Source organism: Jeotgalibaca caeni (genome assembly GCF_028863945.1).
GTDB lineage: Bacteria > Bacillota > Bacilli > Lactobacillales > Aerococcaceae > Jeotgalibaca > Jeotgalibaca caeni.
Map to the genome: position 1 here is coordinate 1 of NZ_JARBEA010000060.1, position 14,343 is coordinate 14,343.

12 protein-coding genes are annotated in these 14,343 nt (G+C 37.1%); 10 read left to right on the plus strand and 2 right to left on the minus strand.

Annotated features, from left to right (window positions below; all coding sequences use genetic code 11):
- Positions 1–126 precede the first annotated feature (126 nt).
- On the minus strand, positions 127–1,029 hold the full coding sequence (locus PVE40_RS10800) for a mechanosensitive ion channel family protein (protein ID WP_274731943.1): 903 nt from the start codon (positions 1,027–1,029) through the stop codon (positions 127–129).
- 234 nt (positions 1,030–1,263) lie between these two features.
- On the opposite strand from PVE40_RS10800, the gene PVE40_RS10805 reads away from it, so the two are divergent.
- A complete protein-coding gene (locus PVE40_RS10805; RefSeq protein WP_274731944.1) occupies positions 1,264–1,725 on the plus strand; it encodes a DUF948 domain-containing protein in 462 nt (153 codons plus the stop codon).
- A gap of 43 nt (positions 1,726–1,768) precedes the next feature.
- Positions 1,769–2,212: a YtxH domain-containing protein gene (locus PVE40_RS10810; protein WP_274731945.1), complete on the plus strand. Its 444-nt coding sequence runs from the start codon at positions 1,769–1,771 to the stop codon at positions 2,210–2,212.
- 51 nt (positions 2,213–2,263) lie between these two features.
- Here the strand turns inward: PVE40_RS10810 and PVE40_RS10815 are convergent, their stop codons facing one another.
- On the minus strand, positions 2,264–3,385 hold the full coding sequence (locus PVE40_RS10815) for an aminopeptidase P family protein (RefSeq protein WP_274731946.1): 1,122 nt from the start codon (positions 3,383–3,385) through the stop codon (positions 2,264–2,266).
- A gap of 194 nt (positions 3,386–3,579) precedes the next feature.
- Here PVE40_RS10815 and ccpA point away from each other — a divergent pair, with 194 nt between their 5' ends.
- From ccpA to pglX, 8 genes are all read left to right on the plus strand, one after another.
- Positions 3,580–4,593 carry a catabolite control protein A gene (ccpA, locus tag PVE40_RS10820; protein ID WP_274731947.1) on the plus strand — a complete coding sequence of 338 codons (1,014 nt, stop codon included), beginning with the start codon at positions 3,580–3,582 and terminating at the stop codon, positions 4,591–4,593.
- A 353-nt stretch (positions 4,594–4,946) separates the two neighbouring features.
- Positions 4,947–6,416: an FAD/NAD(P)-binding protein gene (locus tag PVE40_RS10825; protein ID WP_274731948.1), complete on the plus strand. Its 1,470-nt coding sequence runs from the start codon at positions 4,947–4,949 to the stop codon at positions 6,414–6,416.
- Positions 6,417–6,637: 221 nt separating this feature from the next.
- Positions 6,638–7,093, plus strand: coding sequence for a hypothetical protein (locus tag PVE40_RS10830; protein ID WP_274731949.1), 456 nt, complete (start codon positions 6,638–6,640; stop codon positions 7,091–7,093).
- Between the two features lie 370 nt (positions 7,094–7,463).
- On the plus strand, positions 7,464–7,697 hold the full coding sequence (locus tag PVE40_RS10835; RefSeq protein WP_274731950.1) for a helix-turn-helix domain-containing protein: 234 nt from the start codon (positions 7,464–7,466) through the stop codon (positions 7,695–7,697).
- Positions 7,684–8,280, plus strand: a complete 597-nt coding sequence (locus tag PVE40_RS10840; RefSeq protein ID WP_274731951.1) for a DUF1819 family protein — start codon at positions 7,684–7,686, stop codon at positions 8,278–8,280. The genes PVE40_RS10835 and PVE40_RS10840 overlap by 14 nt, the downstream gene beginning before the upstream one ends.
- On the plus strand, positions 8,280–8,861 hold the full coding sequence (locus PVE40_RS10845) for a DUF1788 domain-containing protein (RefSeq protein WP_274731952.1): 582 nt from the start codon (positions 8,280–8,282) through the stop codon (positions 8,859–8,861). Before PVE40_RS10840 ends, PVE40_RS10845 begins: the two co-directional genes overlap by 1 nt.
- A gap of 12 nt (positions 8,862–8,873) precedes the next feature.
- On the plus strand, positions 8,874–12,455 hold the full coding sequence (brxC, locus tag PVE40_RS10850) for a BREX system P-loop protein BrxC (RefSeq protein ID WP_274731953.1): 3,582 nt from the start codon (positions 8,874–8,876) through the stop codon (positions 12,453–12,455).
- A 28-nt stretch (positions 12,456–12,483) separates the two neighbouring features.
- Positions 12,484–14,274 carry a BREX-1 system adenine-specific DNA-methyltransferase PglX gene (gene pglX / locus PVE40_RS10855; RefSeq protein WP_274731955.1) on the plus strand — a complete coding sequence of 597 codons (1,791 nt, stop codon included), beginning with the start codon at positions 12,484–12,486 and terminating at the stop codon, positions 14,272–14,274.
- Positions 14,275–14,343 lie beyond the last annotated feature (69 nt).

A 14,343-nucleotide genomic window follows, 5' to 3' on the forward strand; every position in this document is an offset into this window, starting at 1 on the left:
TACTGCTTGATAGATTGTGAAATTTAGCCTGCATGCAACTGGAAAAATACACTATCAACACTTCTTGACAAAGAGCCATTAAAAAAAAGGAGGCAGGAAACTATTTTCCTACCTCCTTTTTATTATTTAATTTTTGAAGAAAGGATCCTTTGGCAACTTGATCCCAGCTTGCTTAAATGCATCCAAATATTCGGTTAGGAATTGATCACGCACACCAAATTGCTGACCGTTCAGTGCATAGAAGATAACTTTGTAAGAAATCAGTCCATTACCCAAATTACTAGGACCAGCATAATTCGGTCCATCGGTAATTTCAGGGTGTTCGGGTACCATTTTCTCATTAATGTCTTCAATAATCTGTTTTATTTGACCTATATCGGTATCAGGGTATAGTGTCAATTCAATCATCGCTCGCATATCATTGCGAGAGTTGTTGCTGATGATTTCAATGGTATGGTTCGGAAGGAAGTGATGAGTCCCATCAAATCCTTTTATTTGGGTAGAGCGTAGGCCGATCGAGACAATTGTCCCAGAGATTTCATCGATTTTAACAGAATCTCCCACATCGACTTGATTCTCTAATAAGATAAAGAACCCAGTGACAATATCACTAATAAATGACTGTGCCCCTAGACCAATCGCAATTCCAGCAATTCCAGCACCGGCAAGAAGGGTAGAAACGGGGATACCGATAATGGAAAGGATGCTGTAGATTAAGAAGAACGCCATTACATAAGAAATGGCATTGTCCACCATTTTATATACTGTATTACGTCGATTTACAGAGCCGCCATAACGTTTTGTTTTACTCGTAAAGGTTCGCTTTACGAGGGCCTTTAACACTCGTTTTGCAATTGAAAAAACAATTAGTACGACAATCAGATAAATTGAACGAGTGATAAATTCTGAAATAATCGCACTCCACTCAATGCTATTCCACCAACGAATAAAATAGTTAGAGGATTCAATTACATTATTGATGGTTTCATCAACCGGATTATCGTCCAGTGTATTTAATAATTTTAGCATATCTTTCACCTCTTCCTAATTTATCAAGGAGTTCGTCCTTTGCAACAACTAGATTATCATGTTTTATTTTCGTGGTCAAAGGTTCCCAGTTCATTTCTCGGGGGCAGTGAAGTGGTTTCAATGGAATAAAGAAAATCCTTGTGGTATCATTTTATTAACAAATGACGTAAAAGTTCTTTTTCATTTTGTTGAAAATGATTTTTACGAATAAATGAAGAGGAGTGAGGTTAACATATGAGTTGGGGTGAAATCGCTGGTTTAATAGCAGCAGTAGCGTTTGCCGTATTAGTTATCTTTTTAGTACTGGCAATCAGAAAAGTTACAAAAGTGTTGGATGAAGTATCCAAGATTGCGGAAGAAGCCAACAATAGTATTGGGGTAATCACAAAAGATGTCGATCATTTATCGATTGAAGTTGAAGGTCTATTGAATAAAACCAATACCTTAATGGATGATTTAAATGGTAAAATCAGTAAGGTCGATCCATTATTTACAGCAATTGGCGATATCGGGGTGACAGTATCTGATGTGAACCAATCCGCTAGAAATCTCACTGGATCGATTGCTGGTGGGAAATCAGCCGGCAAGAAGAAAAAGACTTCAACCGTTAGCAAGTTAGGTAAGACTGCTACTACGATGAACCGTCGTAGAAAAGAGCAAAAAGACTTAAAAGAAGCAGATATTAACGTGTACTAATCATCTTTAATAGAAACCTATGTGAGAAAGAGGAGAGAGAAAGATGTCAAAAAGAGACGGCGGATTTGTTTTAGGGGCAATTATTGGGGGGGCAGCAGCGGCGATTACAGCACTGTTATTTGCTCCAAAGTCTGGGAGAGAACTCAGAAAAGACATTGCAGATGAATTCGATAACTTAATGGATACAGCATATGATTATCGTGACATTGCAATGGAAAAAGGAAATGAATTGGTGGAAGTTGCAAAAGAAGCCACTGATGATATCAAAGTGAGTTTGAAAGACACAACCCACAATCTAAAATCTCAATTATCGGAGTCTTCTTCTAAAATTACCGACGATTTTAAGAAAGCAAAAGAAGAAGTGAATCGCTCGGTAGAAGACATCAAAGTTAAAGCAGCAGATGCTAAAGACATGGCAACTGTAATTGCTGAAGAAGGAAAAGAAGAAGTTAAGACCGTTAACGAAGGAACAACACCAAGCATGTAAATCGAAAGAAGCTCTGAACCATGATAATGGGCTCAGAGCTTCTTTTACTAATTAATTTCCATTCATGAAATCCTTGTACGCGTGAAGATGTGTAGGGAAAAAGGTAAAGGAGTGAAACCCAGCTTCATCTAAGTAGCCACAGTCCTCGATTCGTACTCCAACTTGATTCAAAATATAAATTCCTGGTTCGATGGAGAAGCACATATTCTCTTGAAGGGCCATTTCATTGCCTGCCATTAAAGAAGGATACTCATGGACATCTTGCCCGAGTCCATGCCCCAGACGATGATTGAAATAGGTTCCGTAGCCAGCTTGGTCAATAATCGAACGGGCTACATGATCTAGTTCTTCTGCTCTCATCCCTACCTGTGCTTGCTGCATGGCTTGATTGTGAGCCTCTAGTACCAGTTGGTAAACTTCTTGTTGTATCTCACTGGGTTCATCTCCAAAGAACAAGGTACGGGTAATATCGCTTGCATAGCCTTGATACATAACGCCTAAATCAAAAAGAACAAATTGATTCTTCTCTAAGGTAGTAGAACCTGGAATTCCATGAGGGCTCGCTGCATTTGGGCCAAATAAAACCATCGTGTCAAAACTCATCGAGGAGATACCTTTCTTTTTCAACTCATATTCAATATGAGCTACTACTTCTTGTTCAGTGATCCCTTCTTTCAAGAAACGAGCACCAATCTTGATGGCTTCATCTGCAAATCTTCCAGCTTCTTTCATCAATAACAATTCATGTTCTTCTTTTTGAAGGCGTAGGTTTTCTAGTAATCCAGAAAAATCATGAGAGAAGAGGCTGTCTGGAAACGCACTTTCTAGTGCTTCCTTACGGGCAACCGTTAAGTGATTTTTTTCAATTGCCCATGTTTTTACCGGAACTTGGTGACTCTCAACTTTTTTTCTGATTACTTCCCATGGATTTTCGGTGTCTAAATAACTAAATACTTCTATTTCAGATACTGCTTTTTGTGCGTCTTCTTTTTCCAATGCAGGTGTGAAAAGCAGGGGAGAAGAATCCTTGAAAAGAAGAAGTGCAAGAATCCGTTCGTGAGGGTCACTTTCATATCCAGTTAAGTATTGAATAGTTTGTGGATTATTGAAAAGGGCAATATCTATATTATCATAATTCATTGCTTGTGAGAGCGTTATTATTTTTGCGTTCATATGAGATTCCTCCTTATTTGTCGTTTATTATACCACTTTTTTATCACTTTGAAAATTTTTTTGAAATTTTCATGAAAACTACTGTAAAACGCTTGCAATTTTATGAAAAAGATGTTAAATTTTTCTTGAGAATAAAATTAAATCATTTTCAAAGAATCAAGCGATTCAATACGAATGAGATGGGAGTAATAACTATGGAAAAGCAAACCATAACAATTTATGATGTTGCCCGTGAAGCGAACGTTTCAATGGCAACTGTATCACGGGTGGTAAACGGCAATCCAAACGTAAAGCCGTCTACGCGTAAAAAGGTACTAGAAGTAATCGAGCGTCTAGATTACCGTCCGAATGCGGTAGCAAGAGGCTTGGCAAGTAAGAAAACGACAACTGTTGGGGTAATTATTCCAGATGTAACTAATCTGTTCTTCGCATCTTTAGCACGAGGAATTGACGATATTGCCACGATGTATAAATATAATATTATTTTAGCAAACTCAGATCAAAACGAAGGAAAAGAAATCCAAGTATTGAATACGTTGCTTGCTAAACAAGTAGACGGAATTATTTACATGGGTAATAAAATTACAGACGAGTTGCGTGCAGAATTTTCTCGTTCTAAAACGCCTGTTGTTTTGGCTGGTACGGTTGATCCAGACCAACAAGTGGGCAGCGTAAATATCGATTATATTGCTGCTACTGAAAAAGTAATCAGTCAATTATTTGAAAACGGAAAAGAAGAGATTGCTTTTGTAACAACACCATTAGCAAACCCAATCAATGGTCAATACCGTTTGAAAGGGTACAAAAATGCCTTGCTTTCAGCTGGAAAACAATTTGATGAATCACTTGTATTTGAAACAGAATTAACAGTTACAGCAGGTGAAGAATTGGCTGCTATCGTCTTAGAAAAAGGTGCGAAAGCTGCTTTTGTTACAGATGATGAGTTAGCAATTGGACTATTGAATGGCGTGATTGAAGCAGGAGTTAACGTACCAGAAGAATTTGAAATTATTACGAGCAATAACTCACGAATTACTGAGATGGCTCGTCCGAAACTAAGCTCCATCATGCTTCCTTTATATGATATCGGTGCAGTAGCAATGCGTCTCTTAACCAAAATCATGAACAAAGAAGAAATTGACGAGAAGACCATTACGCTTCCTTACAAGGTTGCTTACCGTGGTACGACGTCTGAAGAAACAGAATAAGAAAGAAATAAAAAGCCAAGTATCCTTATTAAAAGGGACCCCGTAAAGTGGACACTTAAAAAAGTCCCTTTACGAGGTCTATTTTTGTATACTTGACTATAAGTTTCCCCTTAAATCTGAAAGGAATTGTACCTTGGCTAAAATCACTTTCACCCCTGAACAAGTAGCCGTCTTTCGTGCGAATCCATATGTGGCAAACTCAATTCGTTTTAATGGGAGTTTACAACATTTAACGAAATGGAACAAACTTCAGTTTTTCAATGCGAAGTTTGTTCCATTTTTTCATGCACCACTTTTTAACAGTCCGTTTTTAGAGTACAATAAATGTATCGAAATATTAGAGGGGTCTGATCATGAAAATCGCAATTGTCGGAGCTGGTTTATCCGGCTCAAATGTACTAAAAACTATCCTTACACATCCAAATTTCCAGGAAAATGACCAAATTGATGTCTTTGAACCACTGGAGAAGCTGGGGCCTGGCTTTCCCTATGCGCCGGACGACGAGAGCATCATGCTGAACAATTCAGTGACCTACCTAAGTGTGGATTTAAGGAATCCAATGGACTTTGTCGAGTGGCTGGAACAAAAATATGGCAGCTATGAAAATACGGAAGGACTAGTATCGCGCCAAAGATATGGGCAATACCTTAGCGAGCATTTCGAACCTTACTATGCCCACCCGCAAGTGACAGCCATGCATGAAGAAGTAGTGGATATGGAAGTCAACGGAAAGCAATACCGCTTGAAAACGCAAGATGGCTGGCTGGACACTCTATATGATGTAGTCTACTTCGCGATTGGTCATCAGCCTTATAAAGATTATTATAAGTTAGATGGCACAAAAAACTACGTCCAAAACCCATACCCGGCAAGTAAAAACTTGAACCAGTTCTCAAACGAGCAAAGAATAGGCGTTATCGGTACCGGAACAACTAGTGTGGACATGATGCGCTACTTCACGCAGCACTACGACTTAAAACACCCGCTCACTTACTACGACCGTGACATGGGTTTTTACTTCCCAGCCGTCCCCTATACTGGGGGACCGTACAATTTCAGCTTCTCCGACGACTGGATTGACATCCAAAAGGAAAAGCATGACAGCTTTATCCCATTCGAGATCATCCTCGAGACCTTACGGGCAGATTTACAGTTAGAAGGCGTGGATATACGGGAAGTTTACGAGACTTACAAAGAAAATGACCTAAATGCTAAAATAAAAGCAGTGGAATCAAAAGACCAAAAATTGGCGCTCACCCAAGCCTATATCAGCCGCTTAGGGCACTTTCTGCCGTCATTGTTCCAGGCGATGAGCCCAGTTAACCGAGCTCATTACTTGAGCAGCTATTATCCAAAACTCATCTTCTTCCGCAGCCTCGTGCCAAACAAGTCTTTCAAACGATTGGCTGACCTGTACAAAAACGGTAAAATTCGCGTGGTGTTTGGTATCACCGATATCGAAACGCAGGCAGACGGCACCTTTTTGGTCAAAGCAGACCAAACCGAAACGGTGGACGTTCTCGTCAACGCGACCGGTTTTGAAACCAACCTCGAAAAAGCCGGCGAGCGAAGTGAACTAATCCGGAATCTTTATAAAAAAGGCTTGATCATGCCGCAAGCAAACGGACAGTTCGTGCTGGTGGACTGGCCAAGAAGCCGCGTGATGAATGAACAATACGGCGTGATGGATGGTGTTTACATGTTGGGTTCCCATATCAGAGGAATTCAGCACGAGAATAACGACGCCAAAATCATCACCCAGCAGGCTGTGAAAGTCGCGACTTGGATGATGGATGAGCTGGTACTGGCGGAGCAAGTGTAAATGGTTCTAGACGCAAGAATTTGTTATAATAGAAATGGAAAGAGAGTCCTGCCGGAATAGGACTCTCCTACAGAAGCCGCTCGAGTAGCGGCTTTTTTGCCTTTTAACGGAAATTTTATTGTACAATAGAAATGATTAAAACTTTACATTTTATTCTTGCGATGGTTTGTGTACCTAGCACTTTTTAATAACAAATAGTAAAACGAAGGAGTGGCTTATATATGGAGAGACAAATTTGGGAAGTGGACTTCGATTTATCAGGACCATTTACTGTTGCATCAAACTTTTCGTTATTAAAGGAAAAAGGATTTGATACAAATCAGTTTTATAGTTCTATCGAAGTTAGCCGTAAGCCAAGAGGAGGAGTAAAAGTAACAATCACAGCCTATGCCGGCTCACCGGAATCAGCTTATCTTGTAGCATCGGTGTATTTTGGTAGGGTAAAAGATGTACTTTCTTTTCTGAACAAAATGCCAATTCAAATGGAGTCGAATGAATTGTCACCATTAGTTCAAGAAAATCGTAGTGTGAGAAAAATACTAAAGAAAAAAGACTTCAGCAAGGCTTTTGAACTTGCCAGAAAGTTAGAACAAGAAGAACCAACTATATTGAAAGCACTTAGAATGAAAGGACTAAAGGAGACCAGATTAAAAATAAAATCTATCAGTGCTTTATAGAATATTTTGGTTCAAGTGAAGGTTGGAATTTACCTAACCGGTGGATTGACGATATGTATGACAAGCGTAATTCTCTATTCCATGGAGGAGAAGAAGTAACATATGAATCGATTATCGAAATAGCGGAATTAAATGAATCTTTAGAAAAAATCTCATACCGACTCCTTAAAAAAGTAATGGAAAGTAAAAATATAATTTGAACAGCCATTTAAACCATTAGCATACACGGCTAGTGGTTTTTTTGTGTGAATTATTTTCGACAAACCAGAAAAAACAGCGCTTACCTGGATTTACTATGCTATATTAGAAGTACATAAAAGTTTACAAAAGCAAACTTATTTTCTACATCGACTAACAAGGAGGAACTTGGGTGGCCTACCGATACAACAAATTGTGGAAATTACTCATCGATAAAGAAATGAATAAAGTTAATTTAAGAGATGCAGCGGGAATAACCTCTGCAACACTTGCGAAATTGAGTAAAAACCAGAATGTAAGTATGGAAGTATTAGGAAGAATATGTAAAGTATTAGAATGTGACGTTGGCGATGTTGTGGAATATGTCGATGAAACAAAAGAGGAGTTTCTTCATGAACAAAGGTAAATATACAGCAGACTTAGTAAACAAAGGATTCTGGTTTACGGAATTCAGAAAAACAATTGAACTAGTAAATGAAGGAAAAACGTATGCAGAAATCAAGACTTTGCAGAAAGCAGAGAATGTGTATCTTGCTCCTTCTGAAGATACTGGCAGAAGGATGGCCTCAACGATTACGAAGAGAATTGACCACTTACCAGAAGAAGTAGTCGGTCAATATTTTTCGTTTGATCTTGAAACACAACGAATCATAAATTTGTTAGCAACACTAAAAGTAAACCAATTATTCTTTGAATTTATGTATGAAGTTTACCGGGAAGACCGGATCATTGGAAAGAAAGAATTAGAGAATAGCAGCTTGCGAATTTTCTTTAAGAATAAAGCAGCGCAAAATGAAAAGGTAGCATCCTTTACCGATGCAACGATCAAACGTCTGTCAGGTGCTTACAAAACCTACTTACGGGAAGCAGGTTTGTTGGAAGAGGCGACAGATACCTATATTCCACCTGTTATTGATGTGCGGTTGGAAGACCTGCTGAAAACCCTAGAGTGGGAACCTTACTATAAGGCAATTATGGGGGTAGCATAATGAAGAGAAGTCTAGAGGAACGGCTGGATTTAATCCAAGAAGAAATCAGTAAACCGACTTTTCGAGCAAACAAAGGCCTGGGAAATGAAGTGGGATACTACGTATTCGACTATCCAGCAGAAGAGGAATTAAAAGTCCGAGCACATGTTGAATTCTTAAAACGTAGAAATCAAAAGAGTATGGAAAGCTTTGAATTAATGGTATTTGATGTTTATGACATCATGCTTGATTTTATCGAACAAGAAGATTTACTAGAAGCTTGTTTTGAGATGGAAGCTGAAGAAGGAATGGATTATTTGGTTGAGTCCGTGAGTGCACTTCTTGAAATGAGTGAGAACCATAACTACTTTTCTCGCTATATCGAAGAACATTCCCCAGAAAACGCAGTAGTTTTCATTACAGGAATTGGGAAGATTTTCCCATTTGTACGGTCTCATAAAATATTAAATAACCTGCATCAGGTTTTTGACAGGGTTCCAGTCGTATTGTTCTATCCAGGAAAGTATGACGGATTGTCCCTGATGCTGTTTTCAGAATTTAAAGATGATAACTATTATAGAGCTTTTGAATTAGTTAAATAGGAGGCAAACTTAATGCAAATAAAAGATATGTTCGCAAAGCCAATTGATCGTGATATCAAAGGGGTTATTAAAGTAGGACAAGATGACAATGAGAACGTACGCCAAGAGTTAGAAGAGTACGTAGTAACAAAAGAATTACAAAAACACTTTAGAGATTTCTTCTCCAGTTACAAACGAGGAATCAATAGAAACACTGATAAAATGGGTGTTTGGATTTCGGGCTTCTTTGGCAGTGGTAAGTCTCACTTCTTAAAAATACTTTCCTATCTTTTAGAAAACAAAGAGGTTGCAGGAAAGAATGCCATTGATTATTTTATCGAAGATGAAAAAATACTAGATTCAATGGTAGTTGCTGATATGAAACTAGCAAGCAGTGTGTCCACTGATGTTGCTCTTTTTAATATCGATTCAAAAAGCGAGACCTCTGGAAAAAAAGACAAAGATGCAATCGTGAATGTGTTTCTTAAAGTGTTTAATGAAATGCAGGGGTTCAGTGGAATCTTCCCTTATGTTGCAGACTTGGAAAGACAACTCGTTTTAGAAGGCCTGTATAATTCATTTAAAGAGAAATATCAAGAAATCTCTGGAAAAGATTGGATTCAATCACGTAATCGCTTCAATTTCTATAAAGATAAAGTAGCAAAAACATTAGTCGAGATTGGCATGATGAGTGAAGAATCTGCTCAAGATTGGAAACGTGGGTCGACACAGCCATACCAAATAAGTATTGGACGTTTTGCGGAATTAGTAAAAGAATACCTAGATTCAAAACCTGAGAATCATCATATTGTATTTTTAGTAGATGAAATTGGTCAGTACATCGGGGAAGACTCAGATTTGATGCTTAACTTACAGACCGTTGTAGAAGATTTGGGTACTGCTTGTCATGGAAAAGTTTGGGTTGTCGTGACGAGTCAACAAGAAATAGATATGATCACCGAAGTAATGGGAAGAGACTTTTCTAAGATTCAGGGACGTTTTGACACCCGCTTAAACCTTACTTCTGCAAACGTGGACGAAGTAATTAAAATGCGTGTCTTGAAGAAAACGGATGCTGCAGCAGATACCTTACATATTTTATATGAAACAAAAGAAACGATTATCCGGAATCTGATTCTATTTAACGATGGAATAGAGAAGAAACTTTATTCCGATAGTAATAGTTTCAGCGAAGTCTATCCATTTATTCCTTATCAATTCAACATTTTAGGTAGTGTACTAACTTCCATTCGAACTCATGGTGCCTCTGGTAAACATTTATCAGAAGGAGAACGTTCCATGCTTGCCTTATTCAAAGAATCTGCAGAAAGTATTATGGAGAAGGAAGACGGCGAACTCATTCCTTTTAATATTTTCTATGATGCCTTACAAGAATTTTTGGACCATAGCCATGCAGGTGTCATTTCTCGTGCTTTAGAAAATGAGTATATTAATCCAAATCATGAAACAGAGAACTTCATTGTAAATGTCTTAAAGACTTTGTTCATGATTAAATATGTAAAAGAAATTGAAGCAAACTTAGAAAATATTACAAGTTTAATGGTATCAAACTTAAACCAAGACCGAAGAGAGTTAAAAGACCGCGTACAAGATGCCTTAGATATTTTAGTTCGTCAAATGTTGGTGCAGAAAAATGGAGACATCTATATCTTCTTGACGAATGAGGAACAAGAAATCAACCGTGAAATTGAAGGGCAAATGATTGAAACAGGATTTGTGATTAAACAAGTTGCTCAAACAATTTTTGAAGAAATTTATCCTGAAAAGAAATATCAACATCCCTTATTTAATAACAGATATATCTTCAACTTTAATCAGTATGTGGATGAAGACCCCTATCATGGTAATCAAAGCAATGATTTTGGTGTGAAAATTGTCACACCTCAATCGGGGATGAATGGTGACGATCAAATGTTGCGGATGGCAAGTAGTGATGGCACGCACGTATACGTGAATTTACCTAATGATGATAGCTATCTAAATGAAATGCGTTCAGCATTGAAGATTGATCGTTTCTTGCGCTATGCATCGAATAATAACATTCCAAAGTTTGATGAGATACGACTCATTAAGCAACGAGAGGCAAAAGCTTACAGGGACCGTTCCAAATTGTTCCTTCAAGAAGCTTTAAAAGAAGCAGAGTTTTATATTAATGGCGATAAAATGCAGCCTTCAGCAAAAGACTTTAAACTACGGTTGAACGAAGCACTTGAACGTGTAGCGAATACGGTCTACCACAAGCTGACCTATATCGATGCACCAAAAGATGATATTGATATTCGAAAACTACTAAAGAGAAGCCAAGACAACACAATCACCTTGGATGCGGCAATTGAAGAGAACGAATTTGCTATCAAAGAAGTGATTGATTTTATTCACTTAAAAACGAAAGGTCACTCTCGTATCTCGATGAAAGCAATCAAAGACCGCTTTACTAGAGCTCCATATGGGTATACCGATGCGGATATCGAATGGATTGTTGCCAGAGCTTTCCGAAACGAACAAATTGCACTCTATATGAATGGTGAAACAGTGTCATTGTTGAACGAAACAGCAGACCGAATTTTTGAATATATTACGAAAAAAGCTTTCACGGAAAAATTATTGATTGAAGAAAGAGAAGCTGTATCAGAACGTAGTAAGAAAGTTCTGAAAGATGTAAGTTTAGAATTGTTTGGTAATTCCATCACGACAATGGATACGGATGGAATGGTTTATTCGTTTCTTGAGTCATCAAAGAAAATTATTGAGGAAATGAGAAGGATGAAGCAATTCTATTCCATGAAGAAGTATCCTGGGGAAGAAATTATAAGTAATGGAATCAAATTACTAGCTCAACCATTAAATATTAAGAATGACAGCAATGTATTCGAATATGTTGAGAAGCATCAAGATGATTTCTTTGATTTAGCAGAAGATTATGCTCCTCTCAATACATTCTTTACTGGTAAGCAAAAGGAATACTGGGATAATGCATTAGAAAAAATTCGTATTTATAACGATAGTAAATCGTTTATTTTAAATAAAGAATTAGAAGATATTGTTACAACCATGAATGACATATTAAATAAACCAGTAACGGCAAACGTTATTAAAGATCTGCCTGGTCATACAGCGCGTTTTGTAGTGATTTATAATGAACTGCTCGAAGAACATGCCAAACCAGTTTTAGCAGCGATTGAGGAAGCAAAGAGTAGGGTCGAAAATGAATTGGAAAACACCAATTTGGTGGATCAATTACTACCACGTTTTAGGAAAGAATTTGATGGGCTAGAAAATAAAGCGAAATCGACCTCCAATGTGGCAATTTTAAACACGATTACATTAGAAGCTGAAAATCTTAAAATGCGTTTCCTTAAACAGATTAGTGATGTACAGGCTAAGGAAGCAGAAAAAATTTCGCCTACAAAAGAAGAGCCAATTGCTGTAGCAGTTAAACCAAAGACAACTAAATTTGTAAGTGCTCGTTCCCTGGCTTCATCTACCACTTGGCGAATTGAATCAGAACAAGATGTAGATCAATATCTGGATGTTTTGCGCCAGAAACTAATAGGAGTTTTGGAAGAAGACACAATTGTAAATGTAGAGTTCTAGAAAGATAGATGCATCATAGGAGGTTCGCATGGAACAGACAGCCGTAAATCGAAAAGAAAAAACAGGGATTGATAAAACTGCAATCAAAAATTTCGCTGTATACTCGCGGAATAAGCTAATGAATGATATTAAAAACAAAGCAGCTCTAATCGGTATAACGGAAAGTGGCATCCAAAAGCCACTTTCTACTTCTACTGGGAATGTTCAGTTTTTTGATATTGGTATGACGAATCCATATCAGATTGAAGGAAAAGCAATTAATCAACGGAATGAATTAATTCGAGAGTTAGACAGAAGAAAACAAGGCTCCACTTATAAAACAGCGTATGAAACCCTCATTGAAGAAGTGGCATATACTTGGTTTAACCGTATTATTGCGATACGTTTTATGGAAGTGAATAACTACATGCCTAATCGACTGCGCGTATTGTCTTCAGGTGTTAGTGGCATCAACGAACCCGAACTAATTACTCATGTATTCGAGTCAGGCTTAGAATTTACGGAAAAAGAACAAGAATGGATCATTGAACAAAAATCTAATGGCAGTAACATTGCGATGGATGAGCTTTTCCAGTTCTTATTCATTAAACAATGTAATGAATTGAATAAAAATCTTCCAGAATTGTTTGAAAAGACGAATGATTATACTGAGTTGTTGTTAACTGTTTCCTATAATGATCTAGAAGGTGTCGTATATAAAATAATCCATGAAGTTTTAGAAGCTGACTTCGATGTAACAATGCATGGACAAATTGAAATTCTCGGTTGGCTATATCAATATTATAATTCAGATCGCAAGGATGAAGTTATCAATGCTATAGGAAAGAAAGTAATAAAAAAACAGGATATTCCAGCCGCTACACAATTGTTTACAACTGATTGGGTTGTTAAGTATATGGTGGATAACTCTTTAGGTAAATATTGGATGGAAAGAAACTCCCAATCTGATTTAATAAATTCATTAGAATTTCTCGTAACAAAGGAAATTGGAAAAGTAGATGAGAAAATATCTCCAGAAGACATTAGATTTCTGGATGATTGTATGGGCAGTGGCCATATTCTAGTATATGCCTTTGAAGTTTTAATGAAAATATATGAAGATGAAGGATACACACCTAGAGAAACAGCTAAACTAATAATAGAGAAGAATATCTATGGGCTAGAAATTGATAAACGTTCTTATCAATTGTCATATTTTGCAATTATGATGAAAGCAAGACAATATAACAGAAGAATTCTTGAAGAAGAAGTTTCGCATAATCTTTATTTGTTCAATGATTCCACATCTATTGATCCAAATCATATCAATTTTTTAGGTAAACAATTACCTGGAGCTAAAAGAGAAAAAGCAGAGCTTCAAATAAACTACTTACTAAAGGAATTTGAAAATGCGAAAGAGTTAGGGTCTATCTTACGCATCAAGGAAGATATAGATACTGAGCTTCTTTTCGAATTTATTACAGATGTCAACTACAGTAGCCAAATATCTTTTGAAACTATAGGGATCGAAGACACAAAGAGAGAGTTAATGAACATTGTTAAAATTGCATCGGTTCTTATTGATAAATACGATGTAGTAGTGACTAATCCTCCATACTTAAATAAATTTGATAAAAATTTGAAAGACTATCTAAATTTTAACTATAAAAAATATTCTAGAGATTTGTTCTCAGTTTTTATTTATCGTAATTTGCAATTGTGCAAGGACTCAGGTTACTCAGCTTATATGGTGCCAAATGTTTGGATGTTTATAAATGCATATGAAGATTTAAGAAAATACATTATTGAAAATAAAAAAATAGATAGCTTAATAGACTGACATACTGATTTGAGACAAACATAAAACACCTTCTTAGGCTGCTAATCCTCTGTATTCCAGAGGGGATTG

Coding starts and splice junctions, on each gene's coding strand:
- PVE40_RS10800 (WP_274731943.1), bottom strand. CDS start 1,029: ATGCTAAAATTATTAAATACACTGGACGATAATCCGGTTGATGAAACC.
- PVE40_RS10805 (WP_274731944.1), top strand. CDS start 1,264: ATGAGTTGGGGTGAAATCGCTGGTTTAATAGCAGCAGTAGCGTTTGCC.
- PVE40_RS10810 (WP_274731945.1), top strand. CDS start 1,769: ATGTCAAAAAGAGACGGCGGATTTGTTTTAGGGGCAATTATTGGGGGG.
- PVE40_RS10815 (WP_274731946.1), bottom strand. CDS start 3,385: ATGAACGCAAAAATAATAACGCTCTCACAAGCAATGAATTATGATAAT.
- ccpA (WP_274731947.1), top strand. CDS start 3,580: ATGGAAAAGCAAACCATAACAATTTATGATGTTGCCCGTGAAGCGAAC.
- PVE40_RS10825 (WP_274731948.1), top strand. CDS start 4,947: ATGAAAATCGCAATTGTCGGAGCTGGTTTATCCGGCTCAAATGTACTA.
- PVE40_RS10830 (WP_274731949.1), top strand. CDS start 6,638: ATGGAGAGACAAATTTGGGAAGTGGACTTCGATTTATCAGGACCATTT.
- PVE40_RS10840 (WP_274731951.1), top strand. CDS start 7,684: ATGAACAAAGGTAAATATACAGCAGACTTAGTAAACAAAGGATTCTGG.
- PVE40_RS10845 (WP_274731952.1), top strand. CDS start 8,280: ATGAAGAGAAGTCTAGAGGAACGGCTGGATTTAATCCAAGAAGAAATC.
- brxC (WP_274731953.1), top strand. CDS start 8,874: ATGCAAATAAAAGATATGTTCGCAAAGCCAATTGATCGTGATATCAAA.
- pglX (WP_274731955.1), top strand. CDS start 12,484: ATGGAACAGACAGCCGTAAATCGAAAAGAAAAAACAGGGATTGATAAA.